20 protein-coding genes are annotated in these 22,270 nt (G+C 46.4%); 11 read left to right on the forward strand and 9 right to left on the reverse strand.

Features of this window, described 5'->3' with window-relative positions:
- Positions 1-18: 18 nt before the first annotated feature.
- The 4 genes from AC3WS5_RS13715 to AC3WS5_RS13730 form a co-directional block, all read right to left on the reverse strand.
- The gene (locus AC3WS5_RS13715) at positions 19-591 is read right to left on the reverse strand and encodes a hypothetical protein (protein WP_492467966.1); all 573 of its coding nucleotides are present in this window, start codon (positions 589-591) and stop codon (positions 19-21) included.
- A gap of 140 nt (positions 592-731) precedes the next feature.
- The gene (locus tag AC3WS5_RS13720) at positions 732-995 is read right to left on the reverse strand and encodes a hypothetical protein (protein WP_492467967.1); all 264 of its coding nucleotides are present in this window, start codon (positions 993-995) and stop codon (positions 732-734) included.
- Between the two features lie 390 nt (positions 996-1,385).
- Complete coding sequence (locus AC3WS5_RS13725; protein ID WP_492467968.1) at positions 1,386-1,793, reverse strand: hypothetical protein; 408 nt, start codon at positions 1,791-1,793, stop codon at positions 1,386-1,388.
- 273 nt (positions 1,794-2,066) lie between these two features.
- On the reverse strand, positions 2,067-2,456 hold the full coding sequence (locus AC3WS5_RS13730) for a hypothetical protein (protein ID WP_492467969.1): 390 nt from the start codon (positions 2,454-2,456) through the stop codon (positions 2,067-2,069).
- 518 nt (positions 2,457-2,974) lie between these two features.
- On the opposite strand from AC3WS5_RS13730, the gene AC3WS5_RS13735 reads away from it, so the two are divergent.
- The 11 genes from AC3WS5_RS13735 to infC all read left to right on the forward strand — a co-directional run bounded on the left by AC3WS5_RS13735 (position 2,975) and on the right by infC (position 18,342).
- The gene (locus AC3WS5_RS13735; RefSeq protein WP_492467970.1) at positions 2,975-5,098 is read left to right on the forward strand and encodes a M3 family metallopeptidase; all 2,124 of its coding nucleotides are present in this window, start codon (positions 2,975-2,977) and stop codon (positions 5,096-5,098) included.
- Positions 5,099-5,255: 157 nt separating this feature from the next.
- Positions 5,256-6,440 carry an acyl-CoA dehydrogenase family protein gene (locus AC3WS5_RS13740; protein ID WP_492467971.1) on the forward strand — a complete coding sequence of 395 codons (1,185 nt, stop codon included), beginning with the start codon at positions 5,256-5,258 and terminating at the stop codon, positions 6,438-6,440.
- A 178-nt stretch (positions 6,441-6,618) separates the two neighbouring features.
- On the forward strand, positions 6,619-7,125 hold the full coding sequence (locus AC3WS5_RS13745) for a shikimate kinase (protein WP_492467972.1): 507 nt from the start codon (positions 6,619-6,621) through the stop codon (positions 7,123-7,125).
- Positions 7,118-7,501, forward strand: coding sequence for a DUF423 domain-containing protein (locus AC3WS5_RS13750; protein WP_492467973.1), 384 nt, complete (start codon positions 7,118-7,120; stop codon positions 7,499-7,501). Before AC3WS5_RS13745 ends, AC3WS5_RS13750 begins: the two co-directional genes overlap by 8 nt.
- A 136-nt stretch (positions 7,502-7,637) precedes the next feature.
- Positions 7,638-10,163, forward strand: coding sequence for an FtsK/SpoIIIE family DNA translocase (locus tag AC3WS5_RS13755; protein WP_492467974.1), 2,526 nt, complete (start codon positions 7,638-7,640; stop codon positions 10,161-10,163).
- 149 nt (positions 10,164-10,312) lie between these two features.
- Positions 10,313-10,960, forward strand: coding sequence for an outer membrane lipoprotein periplasmic chaperone LolA1 (gene lolA1 / locus AC3WS5_RS13760; protein WP_492467975.1), 648 nt, complete (start codon positions 10,313-10,315; stop codon positions 10,958-10,960).
- A gap of 144 nt (positions 10,961-11,104) precedes the next feature.
- Positions 11,105-13,255, forward strand: a complete 2,151-nt coding sequence (locus tag AC3WS5_RS13765) for a polysaccharide lyase family 8 super-sandwich domain-containing protein (RefSeq protein ID WP_492467976.1) — start codon at positions 11,105-11,107, stop codon at positions 13,253-13,255.
- A 235-nt stretch (positions 13,256-13,490) separates the two neighbouring features.
- On the forward strand, positions 13,491-14,333 hold the full coding sequence (locus AC3WS5_RS13770) for a sugar phosphate isomerase/epimerase family protein (protein WP_492467977.1): 843 nt from the start codon (positions 13,491-13,493) through the stop codon (positions 14,331-14,333).
- 250 nt (positions 14,334-14,583) lie between these two features.
- Positions 14,584-15,018, forward strand: coding sequence for a universal stress protein (locus tag AC3WS5_RS13775; RefSeq protein WP_492467978.1), 435 nt, complete (start codon positions 14,584-14,586; stop codon positions 15,016-15,018).
- Between the two features lie 376 nt (positions 15,019-15,394).
- Positions 15,395-17,431: a protein-disulfide reductase DsbD family protein gene (locus AC3WS5_RS13780; RefSeq protein WP_492467979.1), complete on the forward strand. Its 2,037-nt coding sequence runs from the start codon at positions 15,395-15,397 to the stop codon at positions 17,429-17,431.
- A 284-nt stretch (positions 17,432-17,715) separates the two neighbouring features.
- Positions 17,716-18,342, forward strand: coding sequence for a translation initiation factor IF-3 (gene infC, locus AC3WS5_RS13785; protein WP_492467980.1), 627 nt, complete (start codon positions 17,716-17,718; stop codon positions 18,340-18,342).
- Positions 18,343-18,442: 100 nt separating this feature from the next.
- On the opposite strand, the gene AC3WS5_RS13790 is transcribed toward infC, so the two are convergent.
- From AC3WS5_RS13790 to AC3WS5_RS13810, 5 genes are all read right to left on the reverse strand, one after another.
- Positions 18,443-18,940: a hypothetical protein gene (locus tag AC3WS5_RS13790; protein WP_492467981.1), complete on the reverse strand. Its 498-nt coding sequence runs from the start codon at positions 18,938-18,940 to the stop codon at positions 18,443-18,445.
- 180 nt (positions 18,941-19,120) lie between these two features.
- Positions 19,121-19,678, reverse strand: a complete 558-nt coding sequence (locus tag AC3WS5_RS13795) for a 2-oxoacid:ferredoxin oxidoreductase subunit gamma family protein (RefSeq protein ID WP_492467982.1) — start codon at positions 19,676-19,678, stop codon at positions 19,121-19,123.
- Between the two features lie 79 nt (positions 19,679-19,757).
- Positions 19,758-20,573 carry a thiamine pyrophosphate-dependent enzyme gene (locus tag AC3WS5_RS13800; RefSeq protein ID WP_492467983.1) on the reverse strand — a complete coding sequence of 272 codons (816 nt, stop codon included), beginning with the start codon at positions 20,571-20,573 and terminating at the stop codon, positions 19,758-19,760.
- Between the two features lie 47 nt (positions 20,574-20,620).
- Positions 20,621-21,727, reverse strand: a complete 1,107-nt coding sequence (locus AC3WS5_RS13805) for a 3-methyl-2-oxobutanoate dehydrogenase subunit VorB (protein WP_492467984.1) — start codon at positions 21,725-21,727, stop codon at positions 20,621-20,623.
- Positions 21,728-21,743: 16 nt separating this feature from the next.
- A complete protein-coding gene (locus AC3WS5_RS13810) occupies positions 21,744-22,085 on the reverse strand; it encodes a 4Fe-4S dicluster domain-containing protein (RefSeq protein ID WP_492467985.1) in 342 nt (113 codons plus the stop codon).
- Positions 22,086-22,270: the final 185 nt, after the last annotated feature.

A 22,270-nucleotide genomic window follows, 5' to 3' on the forward strand; every position in this document is an offset into this window, starting at 1 on the left:
TTATCTCCCGGCGGTAAATTAAAAGGTATTGCTAAGGTGATAAATGAGCCCGACACCAATCGTAATTCCATGCGGATTTATATCCAGGTTGTTATTGGATATATGAAAAGCTTTTAATCCGCCTTCCACATTTGCGGTCCATTTCCGGCTAAATTTATATAAAGCGCCACTGCCCGCATAACCGTAGAATCCTTTTTCTCGGACATGTGAGACCACACCCCGGTTCGCCTGCCGTTCACGGTAGTAACTGATAAAGGAAATGCCCTGTCTGAGATGGAGGTAGGGCGCTAACTTCTTATTGGGCAGGAAACGGAATTGTTCACTTACAAAAACCGGGAAAAAGTTCAGTTTGGTCAGTTCCCAACCATTATCATCGTGGAGGGGTGAATGGGAGTACTCTACCCCTGCTCCGAGACTGAAGTGGCTGCTTAGTCGTTTACTGAAGGTCCCGCTGATACCACGGAATTGAGTACCGTGCGTACTGTGCATGTTTTCCAGCATCACTTGCGCGGTGCAGTTTTCGACTCTTTGAGACAAAACTCCGCTGGATACCAATAATAACAAGACTGTCAGAATCCGGCGCCTCAACATACCTGTTTGATTTTGCCGCAAATGTACAGATGTTGTGATGAAATGAATTCATTGATTTTGGTTATTAACAGTCTATCTGGACCAAAAAAAGTCCCGCTGGTTAGCTGCGGGACTTACGACCTCTTTATTGACCTGAAACACTACTTAGTTTTTGTTTCTGTTGCCTTTTCGGCTTTTTCGGCTTTTGCCATGTGTTTCTTGTGAGCCTTGTGTTTTGTTGATTTCTTTTCAGCTTTTTCTGCTTTTTCGGACTTTTCATTTTTTTCAGCCTTTTCAACCTTTTCTGCTTTAGTGGCTTTGGAAACTTCAGTCTTAGCAGCTGTCTTTTTTGCCGGAGTGGTTTGTGCCGTGGACGCGGTATATATACCCAGCATAAAAATTACGGCGATTAGTACTTTTTTCATCTTTTAGTTTTTTTTAATGAATTAAAATTTGGGTTTACTAATTTCTTTAATGCTGATTTCAGATATAAACTTAATACGGGCAGGTAGGATAGAAATTATAATATAGGTGAATCGGCAAAAATAATCGTTCAACCGGGGTTTTACGATCGCAAAATCTGAAGCACGGAGGTAAAAGCCCAGCTTGGGGAAGACGCGGTTAGTGAATTGTCTGTTCCATTCACACCAAAAGGTAAGTTCAGCTTCCATGGTTTGAAATTGGACTACTCCTGCCCCGGCTCATGAGACTCAGCATAAAGTTTGGGGCGTTCGTGAATCCATACGAGTCAAAAAAAGGCCCGGTAAAAACCGGACCACTTTAATCAAACCGTAGGAAAAATTGTCGAATTTCTTTTATTTCTTTGCTTTATTTTCTTTGTAACGCATGTCGGGTGTGCCATCTTTTTTCAGATGTTTGTTTTCTTTGAACCTTTTGTCAGGTGTTCCATCCTTTTTTAAATGTCCCGGAGCGACTGCAGCAGCTGCATGACCTGTGTTTGCTTCTTTCTTTACCTGTCCAGGGGCGCTTGCAGCAGCAGGAGCTGGCTTCACTTCCTTTTTGGCGGTTAAGGGCGGAGGTGCGGGCTTTGTTGCCTGGGCGGGCCTGGCCGCCGGGGTGGCTTTAGCTGCCGGGGTAGCTTTGTGCATTTGAACGACCTTGGCCTCTTTCTTTGCTTCCTTTTTTTGTGCCGGAGCCGCTTGAGCAAAACTTGCAAGATTTAGTCCGATAAGCGTTGCAGCCAAAATGAAAATCTTTTTCATGTTTTCGATTTTTTATTTGATTTTGTAAAAACGTAATTTGTGATTACCGGAATAAATGTACTATCGAAATCCAGCCCCGGGGAGCACGGAATCGCCGGAAAGGCAAAATCAGTCGTTCAACCGCTTCTGAGGCCTTTCGTCGGCTCATGAATATGCTCGTTCGCGTGTAAACGATCTTGGGTGGATAAATAATATACCAACTTTCAGGATCATTTGGAATCCGAATTATTTCAGCCCTCAAATATTGACGGGAATTGAGGTGGCTTATGGCATTCAGCGGCGAAGTTCCATTACCTGAACGCCAGTTTTGGCGTCCGTTGACCGCCATTTTTGCCAATGCTTTTTTCGATCAGTAATGATCCAGGTTCTGGAAAAATCCGAACCATGACTTTCGATTCCTACCCAGTTGCCGGTCCTGTACCAACCAAACGGAGACTGATCGGTCATGGCTTTTCCTTCCGGTGCATAGCTGATATTTTTTTCCCCCTCTCCATTCTTTTTAAAGCTGATCGTGCCTATGTCATGGAAACTCCGGGCTTTCTGACCGGGAGGGGTGGCCTCATAATTCGTGATCCGCCAAGTGCCGGCCACATTCAGTTTGGGGGTGCAGGAGACGAAAAAAGAAGTAAGCAAAATAAAAACTAATCCGAAAATCATTTTCATAACATGGGTATTTTCTGTGTTCAACGCGTGACCAGGGCAGCAGCAATGCTGGGCCCGATTTTTAAAAGGGACCTGATCATTGGATAATACTTAAAGGTACGATTATTTCCAAAGTCACCCGTGTTCAACAAAAACCTGGTCAGTTCGTGGATTTAAATTAGGAAAACCCGGCGACCTGTCCGCTAACTACAACGAAAAAAATAAAGATAAGAACCCAAACGGCCTGGAAATCAGGGAGAACAGATTTTTCCAACGTTCGATTGATTTTTCCGACTTTTGATAGGCGGTTTAGGCGGGAAGATTGTTTTGAGCTACTTTCGCACTTGCAAAAGCTCACATATGAAACGAAGCATGACAAATGATTCTCCCACAGGGAAATGTATCCGTGCAGCTCCGTCCGAACGTACCATTTCGGCCGGGCTGGCCTGTCTGCCTGCCCGCCGGAGGAGGATAAACAGACAGGCAGGCATCCGAAAAAATCATCAACCGCCAGAGGCGGTGAAATAAAAAATATACTGATGAAAAATATATTCATTTTTACTTTAACTATCATGATTACTGCGTCCTGTAACACAACTGGCAAGAGTAAAGACAATGCTGCGAATCCGCTTTTCAGCGAAAGTAGCCTTCCCTATCAGGCCATTCCATTTGACAAAATAAAAGAATCCGATTTCAAACCTGCGTTTGAGGAGGGTATGAAGATCCAAATGGAAGAGATCCATCAGATCGCCTCAAATCCTGCTGCCGCAACCTTTGACAACACCCTGGTCGCTCTTGAAAAAAGCGGCAGGTTGTTCGACCGGGCGAACAAGGCTTTCGACGCGCTAACCAGTGCTAATACAAACGAGAACCTCCAGCATCTGCAGGAGGAACTGGCTCCGCGCCTGGCTGCACACAGTGATGCCATTTATCTGAATGATACCCTATTCCGAAAAATCGATACCCTTTATAAAAAGCGGGAACAGTTAAAGCTGGAACCTGAAGGAAAAAGACTACTGGAGTATTTTCACGATAAATTCGTAATGCGTGGTGCTAACCTGCCCGATTCCGCGAAGCAAAGGCTCAAGAAAATTAATGAAGAGGAGGCCCTGCTGAGTACTAAGTTTGGCAACCAGTTGCTTGCCGCGGCCAAAACGGCAGCGCTCGTCGTGGACAGTAAGGAAGTCCTCAATGGATTATCAGAAGCTGATATTGAATCGGCAGCCCAGAAAGCCAGGGAAAACAAACGTGAGGGCAAGTTTCAGATTGCTATCCAGAACACCACGCAACAACCAGCCCTGAAAGATCTGAATAACCGCGAAACGCGAAGAAAATTATTCGAAGCATCTTGGACCCGTGCGGAAAGGGGCGACTCAAACGATACCCGTCAGAACATTTTGCGGCTTGCAACGATCAGGGTGGAAAAGGCTAATCTACTTGGTTTCCCGAATTACGCCGCGTGGAAGCTCCAGGATCAAATGGCTAAGACACCGGCTAATGTAGAATCGCTGTTGTCTAAACTGGTACCTGCAGCAACGGCTAAAGCCAGGGTAGAGGCAGATGAAATACGGGCCTTTATGAAAACACAGAAGGACAGTTTTGATCTGGAACCCTGGGACTGGAATTATTACGCCGAAAAACTTCGGAAATCAAAATTTGATCTGGATGAGAACGAGATTAAGCCCTATTTTGTCGCAGATAGTGTCCTGGAAAACGGTGTATTTTATGCCGCGAACAAGTTGTATGGCATCAGTTTCAAGCCCAGGAAAGATATCCCGGTTTATCATCCCGATGTAAAAGTTTTTGAGGTATTCGATCAGGATGGATCTGGGATGGCGCTGCTTTATGTTGATTTTTACAAACGCGATAATAAAAATGGCGGTGCCTGGATGAATAATTTTGTCGACCAGTCTAAGTTGTTAGGTACAAAACCTGTGATCGTGAACGTTTTCAATTATTCGCAACCAGCGAAAGGTCAACCTACACTGATCAGCCATGACGATGTATCGACCATGTTTCACGAGTTTGGACATACGCTGCATGGCTTGTTTGCCAACCAGGAGTACCCCACACTTTCGGGCACAGCCGTCGCGAGGGATTTTGTGGAAATGCCGTCGCAGTTCAATGAACACTGGGCGCTTGATTCAGTGGTATTGATTAATTACGCGAAACATTACCAGACTGGAAAAGTAATGCCACAGACCCTGATCGATAAGATAAAAAATGCAGCCAGTTTTAACCAGGGTTACGCATTCACGGAGATTCTAGCAGCTTCTGAACTGGACATGCAATGGCACATGCTCACCGCACACGACACAGCCATTTACGATGTAGATACATTTGAAAAAACAGCGCTGGAGAGAACGGGAACAAACTTGTCCTATGTCCCGCCCAGGTACCGGTCATCTTACTTTTTACACATCTGGTCGAACGGATACTCAGCGGGCTATTATGCTTATACATGGGCGGAAATGCTGGACAATGACGCCTACGCCTGGTTCCGCGAGAACGGCGGCCTCACCCGTGAGAACGGTCAGCGTTTTCGCGACATGATCCTGTCAAAAGGCAACACGGAAGATCTCGCAGCGATGTACAGGAATTTCAGGGGTAAAGAGCCGGATATCAAGTATTTGTTGCAAAGCAGGGGTTTAGTGGCAAAGTGAGCCTGGAGATTTGTTTCAGTTTATTTTGAGATAAGAAATCCGCTTCTTTGAATAAATATCTGCGCGTCGCAATTAAAGCCGATCCATTTCGGCGACTGAGAACACTGGGATGGATTGATTGTAACAGCTGTTTACAATGCAGTTAAAACCTTCAATTATGGCCAATAAAGCTGATCTTTTTCAGAGCCCGGATTATTACCAACTGGATGAATTGCTTTCAGGTGAACAGTTGATGGTGAGAGACGCCGTTCGGACCTGGGTCAAACGTGAAATATCACCGATCATAGAAGATTATGCGGAAAGAGGCGAATTTCCTGTTCAGATTGTGAGCCAATTGGGTGAGCTAGGATGTTTTGGTCCGACACTTCCGGTGAAAGTTGGAGGGGGAGGCTTGGACTACATTAGCTACGGATTGATGATGCAGGAACTGGAGCGGGGCGATAGCGGGGTACGTTCGACGGCTTCCGTGCAGGGTTCGCTGGTCATGTTCCCTATTTTCAATTTTGGCAGCGAAGAGCAGAAAGAGAAATACCTGCCCAAGCTGGCTAGCGGCGAATTACTGGGTTGTTTTGGCTTGACCGAACCAGATTATGGAAGTGATCCCTCGGGGATGATCACCAACTTCAAAAGCGATGGCGAAGCCCTGATCCTGAATGGCGCAAAAATGTGGATCAGCAATGCCCCTCACGCTGATGTTGCCGTGGTTTGGGCTAAAGATGAGGGCGGTGAAGTGAGGGGGCTTATTGTAGAAAGAGGCATGGAAGGATTTTCAACACCAGTAACCCATCATAAATGGAGTCTCCGGGCCTCTTCAACCGGCGAACTGGTTTTTGATCATGTGCGGGTACCGAAAAAAAACCTTCTTCCCGGCGTAAAGGGGCTGAAAGGGCCTCTCAATTGCCTAAACCAGGCGCGGTACGGGATCGCCTGGGGCGTAACCGGTGCGGCGATGGATTGTTATGATACAGCGTTACGCTACGCGAAAGAAAGGATCCAGTTTGGCAGGCCGATTGCCTCTTTCCAGTTGCAGCAGAAGAAACTTGCGGAAATGATCACCGAAATAACCAAGGCTCAGTTGCTGAACTGGCGCCTGGGTGTACTCATGACCGAGGGTAGGGCTTCACCCCAACAAGTAAGTATGGCTAAAAGAAATGCGTGCGATATGGCGACAAAAATATGCCGCGATGCGAGGCAGATATTGGGCGGAATGGGCATTACAGGCGAGTTTCCTGTGATGCGTCATATGATGAATCTGGAAAGTGTCATAACTTATGAAGGTACGCACGATATCCATTTGTTGATCACTGGGCAGGACATCACTGGTATCAGCGCTTTCAAGTGAGTCGCGCCGGATGGTGCAGGGGGCCGGCAATATTTAACTTCTTCTATTTGATAACCGCACCTGCGACTCTTTTGACAGCCTTTCAGACCGAATCATGGTGCAATGAAAAAAATAGATATCTTGCGAGGCGGGGAAGCGGCAAAATTCTGTGCTGGCAAGCTTAAACCCGTCTGTAGGTATGCGAATATATTTGATAGGATTTATGGGGGCCGGAAAAACTCATCTGGGTAAACTTCTGAGTAAAAAACTTGGCATTCCCTTTCTTGATCTGGACGAGCTGGTCGTAAACCAACAGGGAAGAAGCATCAACCAGATATTTGAAGACGAAGGTGAAGAATTTTTTCGGATAACAGAGCGGGACGCGTTGCGTAGTACAACGGAAGCAAACGAATCCATGATCTTATCCTGTGGCGGCGGAGCCCCGTGTTATTTCAATAATATCGATTATATGAACCGGCATGGGATTACGGTGTGGCTGGACCTTCCCTCGCAGATTCTGCTTGGCAGACTCCGGCTGGATAAAGATAAACGCCCCCTGTTGAAGGATTTCAATGACGAAGAACTGAAAGCCTATATCATCCGAAAGAATGCCGACCGGAAAATTTATTATGAGCGGGCGAAACTGAGGGTAAAGGATGAGAATATCAGCACAAACGAATTAGTAAAACTAATCCTGAATGAATAAAATGTTTTTTATATTGGGTACCCTGATAACGGGTCTGGGTGTGGTCCTGGGTGCTTTCGGCGCACACAAACTGAAAGAAATAGCTCCTGAAAGTGTTCCTACCTTTCAAACCGGGGTACAATATCAGATGTATCATGGGCTGGCGCTGATACTCGTGGCCATCGTTTGGGAAAAACTCCCGGCCAAATACCTCTCGCTTGCCGGTTGGGCGTTTCTGCTGGGTATCCTTTTGTTTAGTGGATCCCTGTACGCGCTGTCGATTTTGAAAGCTACCGGGAAAGTTGGACTCGGCGGGCTGGGTATTATTACACCTGTCGGCGGATTATTTTTTATCCTGGGATGGATTGCCTTTTTTTTAGCTGCAATAAGAGGGTAAACTGGGCGGAAAATATTAAGCATCAGGTAGGGAGAGTCAATTTGACGACAAATCAAAAAAATCATTCGAATATTGTAGATGTTTTTATTCAGCGACCAGTGTAAAAACCAAATTCCGAAATATTATCTTTGTACCCATGGCGAATAAGGGTAAAAAGACGAGCAAAAGATCCACAGCGCGGAAAAGCAGTCCTGTTGCTGACCTCAAACCTGACCCCGAGACAAAATTAAAGGTCGGGCAGCTGGTGAGAGATGAGCGCACCTGGAGAATCACCGGCACCTTTTTTCTGCTGCTTTCATTTTTCCTCCTCGTTGCGTTTATATCTTATTTTTTTACCTGGCGCCAGGACTTTTCGCAGGTATCGAGGGGTTCGGAAATTCTTTGGGATCTTGACTCACGGGTAGAAAACGTTTCCGGAAAGCTTGGTGCCCTCCTTTCATATAATTTCATTTACAGGCTTTTCGGGGCCGCTTCTTTGCTGATATGTACTTTCTTCTTTGTACTTGGCATTAACTTGCTTTGGCGAAGGAGGGTTTTTTCCATTCGCCGCAACCTGAAGTATGTCACCCTGGGAATGGTGTCGATCTCCGCAATTCTAGCCTTTGTATTCAGACATAGCGAGTTTAGCTGGGGCGGAGGGGCAGGAAATTTGATTGCCGACTGGCTGACGGCCTCGCTTGGCCGCTTAGGGGCAGCACTTGCGCTCGGTCTGCTCGTGGTTGCATACATCACCTGGCAGTTTAATTCCGTCTTTAAAAAGCTTCGCAAACAAAAGAAGAAATCCAAGGAAGACGTATCCGGAGAACCATCCGGTGCTTTGCCTGATGCGGAGAAAATAACACCGGTAGAAGTATCGGCGCCTATGCCTGATACTAAACTACCGGAAGCAAAATTGGTGATAGACAGCCAGGTGGAAAAGCCGCAGTACGAATTTATACTCACAGAGAAAGAGCCGGACATTCCGCAAAAAGAGCCATCGAAGCAAGTTCCGGATCTCGGAGTCATCAAGACCCCGGAAATGCAGCCTGTTGCGCCTTCGGCAGCAACCCCTGCGCAGCAGAAGCCAGCGGAAAACAACCTGAAGCTGGAAATCAACGCCGCACCCATCGAAGGGCCGGAGCAGGAAAATCCTATTTTGGCAGCGGCTTCAGATAAGTACAAACCCTACGAACCAACCCTGGATCTGAAAAATTATAAATATCCTACCCTGGATTTGCTGGCAGATTATGGAGATGGTAAGATTGTACAGGATCCTCAGGATCTGGAAAATAATAAAAACCAGATCATAAACACCCTCCGGAATTACGATATTGAGATTCAAAAGATACGGGCAACCATCGGCCCAACCGTCACGCTTTATGAAATTATCCCGGCTGCCGGCGTCCGCATCTCACGGATCAAGAACCTGGAAGATGATATAGCACTCAGTCTGGCTGCCCTTGGTATCCGGATCATCGCCCCGATACCAGGGCGCGGCACCATTGGGATTGAAGTCCCGAATGCCAGGAAGACGATCGTCAGCATGAAGACCCTGCTGACATCGGAAAAATTTACCAATAGCAATTTCTCTCTGCCCATTGCGCTCGGTAAGAAAATCGACAATGAAAATTTTATCGTTGACCTGGCCACCATGCCGCATTTGTTGATGGCGGGTGCTACCGGACAGGGTAAGTCGGTTGGAATTAATGCCATCCTCGTTTCGCTGCTGTATAAGAAACATCCCTCACAGTTGAAATTTGTGCTGGTCGATCCCAAGAAAGTGGAATTAAGTATTTACAGCCACATTGCGGATCATTTCCTGGCGCGGCTCCCGAATGAAGAGGACGCGATTATCACCGACACGAAGAAAGTGATCAATACCCTCAATGCACTTTGTATTGAAATGGACAACCGCTATAATTTACTGAAAGAAGCCGGATGTCGTAATATTAAAGAATATAATACCAAATTTATTTCGCGCAGGCTGAACCCTGAAAAAGGCCATCAGTTCCTGCCTTTCATCGTGTTGGTTATTGATGAGTTTGCAGATCTGATCATGACCGCAGGCAAAGAGATTGAAATGCCGATCGCGCGTCTGGCTCAATTGGCCCGGGCAGTAGGGATCCACCTGATCATCGCGACACAGCGACCGTCAGTGAATATTATCACCGGAATCATCAAGGCAAACTTCCCCGTGAGGGTGGCGTTCAAGGTTAGCAGTAAAATTGACAGCCGGACCATTCTGGACTCTGGTGGAGCCGAACAGTTGATCGGCAAAGGAGATATGCTGATCAGCCTGAACGGAGAGATTGTGAGGCTGCAATGCGCTTTTGTTGACACACCTGAGATCGACAGGATCGTCGAATTTATAGGTTTTCAGGAAGGGTATCCGACACCGTTTTTCCTCCCGGAATACGTGGACGAGAAAGAAAGAGATGCGGGTGACTTTGACTCCGATGAAAGGGATTCTCTTTTTGAAGAAGCTGCGAGACTGATCGTTGCCAATCAGATCGGTTCTACCTCACTGCTTCAGCGCCGCATGAAACTGGGGTACAACCGGGCGGGAAGGCTGATGGATCAGTTGGAAGCCGCAGGTATTGTAGGGCCCAACCAGGGGAGTAAAGCGCGTGAAGTATTGATCAAAACGGAAATGGAACTTCAGCAGCACCTGGATATGATTTGATGAACGGTAGAAGAATCGTATGTCGATATAGCCGCGTTTAGTTTACCTTCGCACTCCAATTGTTAATTAATGTTAACGGGCGCAACTTCTTTATCATCAGGACGTCCTATCTACATATAGTTTTTTATTCATAAATTCGAAAACAACAAATGAAGAAATTAATTCTATGCACCGGTCTGGCATTTATGGCACTCGCTGCTGTGGCGCAGCAAAGAGATCCGAAGGCTAAAGCCCTGCTGGATGCTGTGAGTAGTAAATTCAAGTCATATTCCAATGTGATGGCGAACTTTACCTATGTTATCCAGAATAATAGCGGGAAGGTATTGTCAACCAAGAAGGGAACCGTTCAGATGAAAGGCAGCATGTTCAATATTAATTTTGGCGGTAACAAAATAATCAGTGATGGTAAAACCGTCTGGAACTATGATCCTGTGAATAAAGAAGTAACCGTCAATAACGTAAACAATTCCGAAAAAACAATAACGCCTCAAAAACTTTTTACCAGCTTTTATGAGAAAGATTTTACCTATTCGATGGGAGGAATAAAAAAGCTGGGAAAGAAGTCAGTGCAGGAAGTATTGCTGCAGCCAACAGACCGTAGCAAGTCCTTTACCAGGGTTTATTTATGGATTGACAAAGCGGCCAGTTCCATTGTAAGCGCAAATATTGTAGAGAAAAGCGGAAACCGGTTTGTGTATACAATTAGCAATATGAAAACGAATACGCCGATGCAGGAAAACCTGTTTGTATTCAATAAGGCGAGTTATCCGGGAGTCGAGGTTGTGGACCTGCGATAATAAGAGGTATCAGAGGAGCGGCTGGTTTTTAGATCATGAACGGATGTTGACGATGCTGTTTGTCGGGGCCAAAAACGGTTTACGGGTTGGTGCGTGACCAGTCTATAAAGCTAGTGATAATTTTCGAAATAAAAAAACGACTGTATGAGCCGGTTTGTCTTGCCTCTTTTTGCAGGGTTGCTGATGTGTATCATGCCCTCTTTAGTATCCGCACAAAACAAAGATTTGCAGGTTGCCCGGGACAGAATAGAAACAGCTCTGTGGGACAGGCCGGTTGATGCTGCCCGTATTAAAAAACTGGTTCAATCGATCCAGGAGGACGGATCCTGGCCGGATATTAACTACCGGGATGTTTCACTGACAGGGTTTCAGCATGCACGGCACACGGCAAACCTGGTTGCACTCGGTATTGCCTGGCGTAACCCCAAGTCCACATTTTACAAAAGTGAAACGGTCAAAGCAACGATCATCAAGGGGTTGTCGTTCTGGCTGCAGCATGATTTCATCGCGGATAACTGGTGGCATAATCAAATTGGGACACCTTCAGACCTGGCAGATCTGATGTTGCTGGCCGGACATGAATTACCCAAAGATCTTACGAAAAAAACACAGCCAATAATCTCACGCGGCAACCTAAATGCAACAGGAGCCCGACCCAGTGGCGACAGAATTAAAATTGCTGGTATTGCTGCCAGACAAGCTCTGTTTTTGAACGATACCGTGCAGTTTGTGGAGATCCTTAAAATTATAGAGGGGGAGATTAAGTTTGAAAGTGGCCGGGGGATGCAATACGATTACAGTTTTCATCACCGGGAAGACAGGGTAAACAATACCCTGAGTTACGGCCTCCAGTTCGCGAATGTCTTTGCCGAGTGGGCCGACTACGTAAGAGGTACGCGCTTTGCCTTTGATCCCGGCAGGATTAGAATCCTGGTGGATTATTACCTGGATGGGATCTGTAAAATGATGGTCTTTGGTAAATATCAGGACCTCGGCGCGAAAAACAGGGATGTAACAAGGCCGGGATCCGCACAGGTTATGGGGCCTGAAACGGTTGAAAAGCTACTGGCGGTTACCAGCTATCGCAAATCCGAATTGGAACAGATCCTCAGGGCGAGAGAAAATCAAAGCCAGACTCCTTCATCGTTTTCAAAATTTTTCTGGTTGTCGGAATATTACAGCCATCAGCGCCCCGGATTTTTCAGTTCCGTGAGGATGCATTCAAATCGTACATCAAATATTGAATATCCTTATAACGGCGAAGGTCTGCTGAACCACCACCTGGGTGATGGCGCCAATTACGTGTACACGCGCGGAACTGAATACAGTGCCATTTTTCCGGTTTGGGACTGGCAAAAAATCCCCGGAACTACTGCGTTGCAGTTGCCCAGGCTTGATACCGGTAAGAACGTGCAAAAAAAGGGAATCACAACCTGGACGGGGGGAGTGACTGACGGGCGATATGGAGCGGCGGTTATGGATTTTGTAAGTCCACATGACGGAACCACGGCAAAAAAGGCCTGGTTCTTTTTCGACGATCAGTATGTCTGCCTGGGAAATAGCATCAGGAGCGACAGCAATTATCAGGTGGCCACAACGCTGAATCAATGTTTATTAAACGGACCAGTTCTGGTTGAAAAAGCTCAGAAACCGGAGGAAGTTTCCCGGGGGTCGTCATTTCAGGAACTTGTAAAATGGGTCTGGCACGACGACGTTGCCTATTATTTTCCTGAGGAGACAAAGGTTCAGCTGAGCACCCAGGAGCAAACGGGTAGTTGGTCTCTCATCAACCATCAAATATCTATTTCCAGTGAAAAAATAGCCAAACCGGTTTTTAAATTGTGGATAGACCATGGAAAGCGGCCTGCGGGAGCCAGCTATGCATATCTTGTTTTGCCAGGAATTCGGGCGCAGCAGGTGGCTGGCAGGATCGCCACGGCCGATTTGGAGATTTTAGAGAATTCCCCAACGATCCAGGCTGTCGCAGCAAAGAATCCATCGTTTGTTCAGGCATTCTTTTACAAGGCAGGTGAACTTAAATTTGGAGAAATTCGCATCGCGGCAAAGTCCTCAATTGCGATCATGATTCAATTGAATAAGGGAAAGGTGAAAGCGTTGTCGGTAGCGGATCCGGGTCGAAACCTTGGAGAAGTGCAGCTCGTTCTAAACGCCCGGCTAAATACGAAATCTGATAAGGCAAAAATAAAATGGGACAGCCGATCCGGTACGAGTTTGATTACTGTGAGTCTGCCTCAGGGAGATTTTGCGGGCCAGACTGTGTCTCTGGCGTTGTAGGCAGAGATCGCATGCAAGGGCAAGAGATATCTTTGGTGTTGGGAAAGCAGGGCATTGATATATATTTAAAACTGAAATTTGTCAGCCGTGAAATCACAGGACGGCTCTATGTTCTTGGTTTGTCATCGTAAAAAATTTCAAACTTGTCATCGGGAAAATCGCGTGACGCAACTAACTTCGCCAACTGACGATATAAGATTGTTGAAACCAATTGTGTAATTTAAAAAATAAGCTGATGAAAAAAATCTTATCATTATGGATTCTCGGAGCAGTGATTTCTGTTTCGCTGTATGGCCAGCAATCATCCAGGCCAGGACCTCAGCCTCCCATTGACAATTTTGAGAAATTCAAGGTTGGGATGGCAGGATATACTTTTCTGAAGTTTGACATCGATAAAGCCCTGGAGACGATGCAGCGGGAAGATGTTCACTATTTATGCATCAAAGATTTTCACCTGCCCATCAACAGTGATGCCGCAAAAATTGCTGCTTTTCACGCGAAACTGAAAGAAAAGGGTGTTACAGGATATGCAGTGGGCCCGATTTATATGCGCTCGAAAGGGGCGATTGACACGGCTTTTGAGTATGCCAAAAGGGTAGGCGTGAAGCTGATTGTAGGAGTTCCAAATTATGACTTACTTCCATATGTTGACCAAAAAGTTAAAGAATACGATTTCAAATATGCAATCCATTTGCATGGCCCTGATATCGCCATTTATCCTGATGCGGAGGATGTGTGGAATCACGTAAAAGGCCTGGATCCGCGGATCGGTATGTGCCTTGATATTGGACACGATACGAGAAATGGAAAAGATCCGGTTGAAGATCTCCGGAAATATCATACGCGTGTATTTGATATTCACCTGAAGGATGTAACGGCGCCTACTAAACTAGGCTATTCCGTTGAAGTTGGCAGGGGAGTGATTGATTTTCCGGCTTTTGTGAAGATGTTACGTAAAGTAGGTTATTCCGGAATCGTCAGCCTTGAACATGAAAGAAATATGGATAATCCATTTATGGGAATCGCGGAATCCATTGGCTATTTCCGGGGTGTGATCCGTACCACGAAAGCTAAATAGTCTGATCGATTAAAGATAAGAAAAGGTTCCATTAGGGAGCCTCCTCAAAGAAAGAAGCCGGGTTTTAATGACCCGGCTTTCCTGTTATATTTTCCGTTTAAAATTGAGCCAGAAAACTCAAACCGGAAGATTCAATAATTGACGTTAAAATGACGCTTGTATTTGGCCGGGGAAACAGAGTTTTTTGTAGATTTGTGTACGTGTATGAGAACGATGTGCAGGCGACTTATTGACCTCAAAAAGTTTTGATATGCAATACAAAAAGATCTTAATCGCAGTTGACAGCAGCCCCCACTCTTTAAATGCAGCCCGGAAAGGTATTGATCTCGCCCGATCTCTGAATGCCGAGGTTGCGATAGTCTCGGTGATTGAAATGGCCAGGGAAACGGCCACGGCAAATGTTGGCGTACTTACGGCCGATACGCGTAACATAGGGATGCGTTTGGCGGAAGATAATCTGGAGCTTTTAATTGATGAAGTCCCTGGTATGGAGGACGTGACCCGCTTTCTTCCTAAAGGAATTCCCAAGAAGGAAATCATCATGATCGCGCGTGACTGGAATGCTGACCTCATCGTCATGGGAACGCATGGAAGGACGGGACTTTCCTACCTCATCCTGGGCAGTGTTTCCGAATATGTAATTAAGCATAGTGCCATTCCGGTAATGGTGGTGCCGCTCCATTAAAGCCCCTGTGGTAGGAAGAACCAGGGTGGATTCAACCGTTCAACTGAAATTAGTTCAAATAAAAACCAATTAGCTGCCATCAATCCTGGAACGGGCCGGGGATAGATGCATGTATCCGTCCTGAAAACAAGCCTGGCATCCCCGCGGCGATCCTAAGCTAAAGATAGAGCAGGCATTTATTGCGGCGGCTCTGCAAAAATGGCTGACAGATGCAGCTCCGAAGCGGCTGAATCTGGTTTGAAACGAACTTTGTCTTGCCAGTCGCTTCATTTTTTGGCTGATTTTCTGATTCTGATGGTCCATAGCTAACGCTTGTTTTTATTTGCCGGGAGAAATGGTTACCTTTGCAGGCAATTTGCGAAATAAAAAAAATTTAATGCTGAAATTTTTTCTGACTGGTTTTATACTGATGTTTTTTTCCCTGGTCCTTGGTGCCCAGGACTCCTCTCAGATCAGTTTTACGTACAGTCAGCACAGAATCAACGACACGGCGGTAAATCTGACCATCACAGCCAAAGTACTTAAACCGGGTATCGCTTTGTTTCCCCTTCAGCAAAAGGAATCAGACCCGGTGTATTCCCAGGTTCATTTTGATAGTGCTTCACAGAAATTCCTGACAGGTAAACTGGCCCAAAAAGGAAATATTCATCAAGTTCAAGATCCTGTGTTGAACGCCCCCGTAACATTCATTTCAGATTCGCTGCAATGGGTGCAGACGGTTCGGGTTCCCAGGAAGGATACAGCGCTAATCAAAGGTGAGATTGCCTACATGTATAAAAACGGCGAGGCGTTTCCTGCGGAAAACGAAACCTTCAGGTTTGTTATCATGCCTGACAAAAAAGATGCCGCCGCACAGGGAACTTCAGAAACTGCCGGGCGGTCTTTGTTGTGGATATTTCTGGCTGCTTTCGGGGGTGGCTTACTGGCTCTTTTGACTCCTTGTGTTTACTCCATGATTCCGGTTACGGTGAGTTTTTTTACCAAAAGAAGTAAGACTCAGCAGGAAGGTATCCGAAATGCGTTATACTATTCTATTTCCATTATCCTGATCTTTACCCTGCTCGGGTTCCTGATCACTTTGTTCTTCGGGCCGGCGGCACTGAACCGGCTGGCTACTAACTGGGTCGCCAACCTGGTTTTCTTTCTTATTTTTCTCATTTTTGGTATTTCCTTTTTGGGTGCATTTGAAATTGAGCTTCCCGCCTCCTGGGGCACTAAAGCCGATAAGAGGGCGGGCATCGGGAGTTTTTGGGGTATATTTTTTATGGCGCTGACCTTGGTGATTGTGTCGTTTTCCTGTACAGGCCCTATTATTGGCAACCTGCTGGTATTGGCAGCCAGAGGCAACTATTTCGGACCCCTGGTGGGTATGTTCGGGTTCTCACTTGCACTGGCGTTACCATTTGCCTTGTTTGCCTTCTTCCCCGGCAAGCTTAATTTGCTGGGAAAAGCTGGCGGCTGGCTCAATGCTGTTAAAGTAACCCTGGGATTCCTGGAATTGGCGCTTGCATTGAAGTTCTTATCTAACGCTGACCTGGCAAAGAACTGGAGAATATTAGATCGCGAAATATTTATTTCTCTCTGGCTGGTGATTTTTTTATTGCTCGGACTTTATTTGCTGGGCAAATTGAAATTCCGGCATGATGACGAACTTCCTAAAAATGATTTTGGTATTCCGTTCCTGACGGTAACCCGTTTGTTTTTTGGGATGGCATCTCTGTTCATGGTGTTTTATATGCTTCCGGGACTCTGGGGCGCGCCGCTGAAAGGACTGAGCGCCTTTCTCCCTCCAATGGGAACACAGGATTTTATCAGTGTTGCGAATACCGGCGCCGTTAACCAGTCGGATGAGGGAAGCGGTAACACGACTTCTTTTACTACCGGAAATGACCAGGGAAAACTCCCTCCACCGCAGAAATATGTGGATGTAATGCGACCTAAGGAACCGCCGGTTGTAGTCAATAACGGATTAGTCACGTATTTTGAGTATGAAGAGGCGCTAAGGGTGGCACGTAAGATGAACCGGCCGCTTATGATGGATTTTACGGGTGTCAATTGTATCAATTGCCGGCATATGGAAGGCAAGGTATGGAGCGATCCCGAGGTGATGAGCCGGCTGAAAAATAATTTTGTTATTGCCTCACTTTTTGTCGATGTACACAACGGAGTTGATCTTCCGGTTGCTGAGCAGTATTATTCGCCCGAGTTGAGAAAACAAATCGAGACACTGGGCGACCGGAACACAGATATTCAGGTTACACGATTTAACTCGAATTCGCAGCCATTTTATTTCTTCCTGGACGGAAACGAACAACGGCTTTCTCCGGATGGATACCCTTTCGATCCGTCTGTCGAAAAATTTGTAGCGCACCTGGATAAGGTTGTGGCCGAATATAAAAAGCGACAACATTAAGGGTTCGGCGCGGGGCGCTTCGGCAGATTCCGAGCTGTTCCCCCAGGCTGCCAAATTACCGTAAATACGGCATCGTTCTAACCGGGACCCGGACGTTAAAGAACCGTTGTAATTTGTGTTGATCAAAGAAAAACCGGATAGAAAATCAGTTTGGAAAAAAAATTGCGGGACTGATTTTTATTTCCAATATTTGTTTAAATATTTTTTACATGCCTTTCCCGGCAGGCATTAAAAACCAAATAGGGCTTCGCTGCGGGAGTGAGGCTGAATGAATCAGGATTTAAATGGCAGAACCACAAAAACCAACTTTTAACAGACCCCCGGGACCCGGCGGGTTCAGACCTGGGGGAAACAGGCCCAACAGGGGAAATTTCAGGAATAAATTTCAAAAGAAAGAAGCTGAACATAGGATTAACCACTATATACGGGTACCCCAGGTACGACTGGTTGGGGATAATGTGGAAGTGGGTATCTATTCTACGCAGGAAGCGTTAAAGATCGCTCAGGAGAAAGGTCTGGATCTTGTGGAAATCTCCCCAACTGCCGATCCACCCGTTTGTAAGATCGTCGACTATAACAAATTCCTTTACGATAAGAAGAAAAAGGAAAAAGAGATCAAAGCAAAAAGTAAGACGACGGAGATCAAGGAGATCCGGTTTACTCCCAATACGGATGATCATGATTTTGATTTTAAGGCAAAACATGCTGAGGGATTCCTGAAAGACGGCAACAAGGTCAAGGCCTATGTGCAGTTTAAGGGAAGAGCCATTCAATTTCAGGACAGGGGTCAGTTATTGCTGCTCAAGTTTGCCGAAAGGCTTTCTGAGTTCGGTACTTTAGAGAACATGCCAAAGCTGGAAGGCCGGAGAATGTTAGCAATGATTGCGCCTAAAGTGGCCAAGAAAAAATAGTTTCCGAATAAAATAATCATTAAAAAACCGGCTCCTTCGTTGAGCCGGTTTTTTCCATAGTGTGAACGCAACTTGTTTCGTGTATGTACAACAGATTATTTTATTTCCTTCTTTCAAAATCATAAACGATGTAGATCGTTTTTCCTTCAAACATCACCGGGCTGCTGGCTGTAAAATGATCGTGGCCGGAAGCCTTAACTTCCAGTGAATACCCCTCGCTAACATTCTTGGCATCGCTTCTCTGCACACCATCCATTTTCTTGAAATTAAGATAAGACTTGCCTTCCGAGTTTTGAACAGACCAGATTATTTGCCGCTCACCCTTATCACAGGACTGCTGGACCAGGTGATAATTTCCGTATCCATTGTTTGGCAGGTCCCACAGACTATTTTTAAAGCAACCCAACGGAGCATCATCAAAAGAGGTGATCCTGAGGTCGTAACTGCTCGGGATCCCTTCAATGGCTGTTGAAACAACTTCCCATTTTCCTATTAAATCGTTTTTGCGGACAGTGCCGCTGTGACTGGCTGAGGAGCAGGAAGCAAACAGGTACATAACAATCGCCCACCCGGAAAGGGATAGTAAAAATTTGTTCATTGGAATAGATTAAGATGTTTATGAATGGATTGAAGGTACGAAAATAATATAAATGTTTGATGCACCGGCAGGCCGGGTCGCGCAACAAAAATCTAGTGCAAAAAATCAGGGGCAACATCATTTTCCCAGTTGCCGGCAGAAGCTAATGTTTTTTGAGGTTCCTGTGGACTGCCGAAAATCTCAGGCGCTAATGGTGATCTCCGCCGGAACAAGACTGGTGCCCAACCGGATGGCCTCCAGGTTCAGAGGTATGAGGCGATGGTATTTTTCCGGCAATACGTTCAGCAAAGCCGCCTCCAGCGAATCGGGGAGCACTAACGGTTTTCTTTTCAGGAATGCTCCCAGCATGATCATATTTTGCACCCTGCTGTTTTTTAATTGCAGGGCCTCCATTGCAGCGGGAATACCGAAAATGTGAATATCCGTCCTCACGCTTGGGTTATTCACTGTGCCGGAGTCATATAATAACAATCCGCCTTTGATCACATGTGGTGCAAACTTATCCATCGATGGCTGGTTCAATACTATAGCTGTCCCGAAATTCTGAACAACAGGTGAGCTGATTCGGTTATCAGAAATAATGGTAATACAGTTAGCCGTGCCTCCGCGCATTTCCGGCCCGTAGGAAGGCATCCAGGATACTTCTTTATTTTCTGTCATGGCAGCATAGGCAAGGGTCATTCCCAACGAGAGTACACCCTGACCACCAAAACCTGCTACTATAATCTCTTCAGTCATTTTATTCATTTTAGAAGACTCCCCAATGGTGTGTTTTCATATTAAGACTCCGAGCAATATACCTTCGTCACGCCAGCCGCTATTTAATCGCCGGAACTTTAATATCCCCAAGAGGAAAAGTTTTTGTCATTTGTTCATCGATAAACTTCATGGACTCCTGCGGCGTCATTTTCCAGTTGCTTGGGCAATTACCGATCACTTCAACGAAACAGGTACCTCGACCGAGATCCAGGTATTTAAACCCGTTCGTGATCGCTTTTTTACAGCGCCGCACCGCGTTGGCGCTGGTGATTGTCTGACGGGTAACATACAGGGCCCCGGGCAACTGAGCGATCAGTTCCGAAACTTTTATCGGCTCGCCGTACTGGAGCGCATCCCGTCCCTCCGGGCTCGTAGTTGTATGCATGCCCGTCAGGGTAGTTGGCGCCATTTGACCACTGGTCATCCCGTACACCGCATTGTTCATAAAAATGATCAGAATATTTTCACCTCTGTTAATAGCGTGTATTGTTTCTCCGATCCCAATAGCAGCAAGATCACCGTCACCCTGATAAGTAAATACATAGCGTTCGGGCAACAGTCTTTTGATTCCGGTGGCTACCGCAGCCGCCCGCCCATGAGCCGCTTCCTGCATGTCGATGTCCAGATAGTCATAAAGAAAAACCGAGCAACCCACCGGAGCCACCCCAATGGTCTTTTCTCCGATACCCAGTTCCTCTATTACTTCCATCAGTAATTTGTGGACCGTGCTGTGGGCGCATCCCGGGCAGTAATGCATCGGTACGTCAATCATCCCAGAGGGTCTCTGGTACACTCTTTCATATTCGTCTTCCACGCAGGGAGCCTCTTCATGCGGCACCTGGCTTCCGGGAAGGATTTGATTTGGAGTAGTCATAAAAAAACTTTTGAAACACAGTTTTCAACCTTTCATCCTGTCGGCTTTCAGGAAAAATTCTCTTCAAGCCATAGGTTAGACGTGAATTGGCCCGTCTCCCCGGGTTCTTTAATCAGCTTTTCGAAGTAGGCTGCCACTTCTTCAGGGGATGGCATCAGACCGCCCATCTTGCCGAAAAAGGCAACCCTGGTTTGTCCTTTTACCGCAAGCTGAACATCTTCCACCATTTGCCCACTATTCAATTCCACGGTCAGGACGATTTTTTTTGTCCTGGCAAGTTGCCCCAGCCTGTCATAAGGAAAGGGAAACAGGGTAACGGGCCTGAACAAACCAGTACGGAATCCTTTCGCCCTGGTTATTTCCACCGCCTTCATGCAGATCCTCGCGCTCAGTCCATAGGCCACAAAAAGATAATCAGCGTCCTCCGTTTGAGTCTCTTCAAACCTGACTTCATTAGCCCGAATTTTGTTGAATTTTGAAACGAGCCTGAGGTTGTGCTTTTCCATATCCTCCGGCCTGATGAACAGGGAAGTAATGATATTTCGCTCTCGGTTACCCGGTTTACCGATAGTTGCCCATGGTTTGTCGATTCTTTCCACTTTACGATTATTCCAACGCACTTTTTCCATCATCTGGCCGATGGCACCGTCGCTCAGAATCATCACGGGATTCCTGTATTTGTCTGCCAGTTCGAAGCCAAGGAATACAAAATCGGCCATCTCCTGAACGCTCGCAGGAGCCAGCACAATAGTGCGGTAGTCACCATGACCTCCTCCCTTTGTTGCCTGGAAATAATCGCCCTGCCCGGGTTGTATCGACGCCAGCCCCGGCCCGGCCCTGTTCACATTTACGATCAGGCAGGGAAGCTCAGCGCCGGCGAGATATGAGATGCCTTCCGCCATCAGACTTATTCCGGGAGACGAAGAGCTGGTCATAGCTCTGAAACCCGCGCCAGCCGCGCCGTATACCATATTGATCGAGGCAATCTCGCTTTCGGCCTGAAGTACCACGCGCCCATGTTTTGGCATTTCACGTGCGAGGTATTCCAGGACTTCAGACTGCGGAGTGATCGGATAACCAAAATAGGCATCGCATCCTGCCTGGATGGCCGCTTCCGCTAACGCCTCATTTCCTTTCATCAGTTTTACTTCCATATAACAGGATCTTGTATTAAAGTTTTCCCGGGTTTGAAGAACCCGGAGAGTCCAGCATTTCCTTCAGTGCCGCCAGGGTGGGGCGCGTTAAGTGCTCTTTCTTTCTGCTGCCAGATTTCGTTCTATAAACGGTGATTACTGCATCAGGACAAACCAGGGCGCAATTAACGCACCCGGTACACAGGTCATTGTTGGCTATCACGTAACGATAACCTTTGTGGTTAATGGTTCCCGAGAGAGATAGAACACCCTCCTTGCATGCTGCAGTACAAAGCTCACATCCTTTACACTTTTGAATGTCAATCTCAACCTTGCCCTTTATCTTCCTTTGGGCCGGTCGATCATCAGGTCTGTCCATTGCAAGCGTTTAAAATGAAAAGTACGCCCTGTTGGGCTATACAAAGTAACAAAGGTGAAATGACAATAATTATGATAATTATCATTTATCAGGAAATTAATCGAACAATCTGAGTCTTTTCACACATGATTCAGGGCGGGGATCCTGTAATACACCGCGAGATTTTTTTTGCGGGAGTTTACTGC

This window comes from Niabella sp. CPT15-335-S11 (assembly GCF_058792415.1).

Excerpts from the sequence above, each read along its gene's own strand:
- AC3WS5_RS13715 (WP_492467966.1), bottom strand. The coding sequence starts at position 591 with ATGTTGAGGCGCCGGATTCTGACAGTCTTGTTATTATTGGTATCCAGC.
- AC3WS5_RS13720 (WP_492467967.1), bottom strand. The coding sequence starts at position 995 with ATGAAAAAAGTACTAATCGCCGTAATTTTTATGCTGGGTATATATACC.
- AC3WS5_RS13725 (WP_492467968.1), bottom strand. The coding sequence starts at position 1,793 with ATGAAAAAGATTTTCATTTTGGCTGCAACGCTTATCGGACTAAATCTT.
- AC3WS5_RS13730 (WP_492467969.1), bottom strand. The coding sequence starts at position 2,456 with ATGAAAATGATTTTCGGATTAGTTTTTATTTTGCTTACTTCTTTTTTC.
- AC3WS5_RS13735 (WP_492467970.1), top strand. The coding sequence starts at position 2,975 with ATGAAAAATATATTCATTTTTACTTTAACTATCATGATTACTGCGTCC.
- AC3WS5_RS13740 (WP_492467971.1), top strand. The coding sequence starts at position 5,256 with ATGGCCAATAAAGCTGATCTTTTTCAGAGCCCGGATTATTACCAACTG.
- AC3WS5_RS13745 (WP_492467972.1), top strand. The coding sequence starts at position 6,619 with ATGCGAATATATTTGATAGGATTTATGGGGGCCGGAAAAACTCATCTG.
- AC3WS5_RS13750 (WP_492467973.1), top strand. The coding sequence starts at position 7,118 with ATGAATAAAATGTTTTTTATATTGGGTACCCTGATAACGGGTCTGGGT.
- AC3WS5_RS13755 (WP_492467974.1), top strand. The coding sequence starts at position 7,638 with ATGGCGAATAAGGGTAAAAAGACGAGCAAAAGATCCACAGCGCGGAAA.
- lolA1 (WP_492467975.1), top strand. The coding sequence starts at position 10,313 with ATGAAGAAATTAATTCTATGCACCGGTCTGGCATTTATGGCACTCGCT.
- AC3WS5_RS13765 (WP_492467976.1), top strand. The coding sequence starts at position 11,105 with ATGAGCCGGTTTGTCTTGCCTCTTTTTGCAGGGTTGCTGATGTGTATC.
- AC3WS5_RS13770 (WP_492467977.1), top strand. The coding sequence starts at position 13,491 with ATGAAAAAAATCTTATCATTATGGATTCTCGGAGCAGTGATTTCTGTT.
- AC3WS5_RS13775 (WP_492467978.1), top strand. The coding sequence starts at position 14,584 with ATGCAATACAAAAAGATCTTAATCGCAGTTGACAGCAGCCCCCACTCT.
- AC3WS5_RS13780 (WP_492467979.1), top strand. The coding sequence starts at position 15,395 with ATGCTGAAATTTTTTCTGACTGGTTTTATACTGATGTTTTTTTCCCTG.
- infC (WP_492467980.1), top strand. The coding sequence starts at position 17,716 with ATGGCAGAACCACAAAAACCAACTTTTAACAGACCCCCGGGACCCGGC.
- AC3WS5_RS13790 (WP_492467981.1), bottom strand. The coding sequence starts at position 18,940 with ATGAACAAATTTTTACTATCCCTTTCCGGGTGGGCGATTGTTATGTAC.
- AC3WS5_RS13795 (WP_492467982.1), bottom strand. The coding sequence starts at position 19,678 with ATGACTGAAGAGATTATAGTAGCAGGTTTTGGTGGTCAGGGTGTACTC.
- AC3WS5_RS13800 (WP_492467983.1), bottom strand. The coding sequence starts at position 20,573 with ATGACTACTCCAAATCAAATCCTTCCCGGAAGCCAGGTGCCGCATGAA.
- AC3WS5_RS13805 (WP_492467984.1), bottom strand. The coding sequence starts at position 21,727 with ATGGAAGTAAAACTGATGAAAGGAAATGAGGCGTTAGCGGAAGCGGCC.
- AC3WS5_RS13810 (WP_492467985.1), bottom strand. The coding sequence starts at position 22,085 with ATGGACAGACCTGATGATCGACCGGCCCAAAGGAAGATAAAGGGCAAG.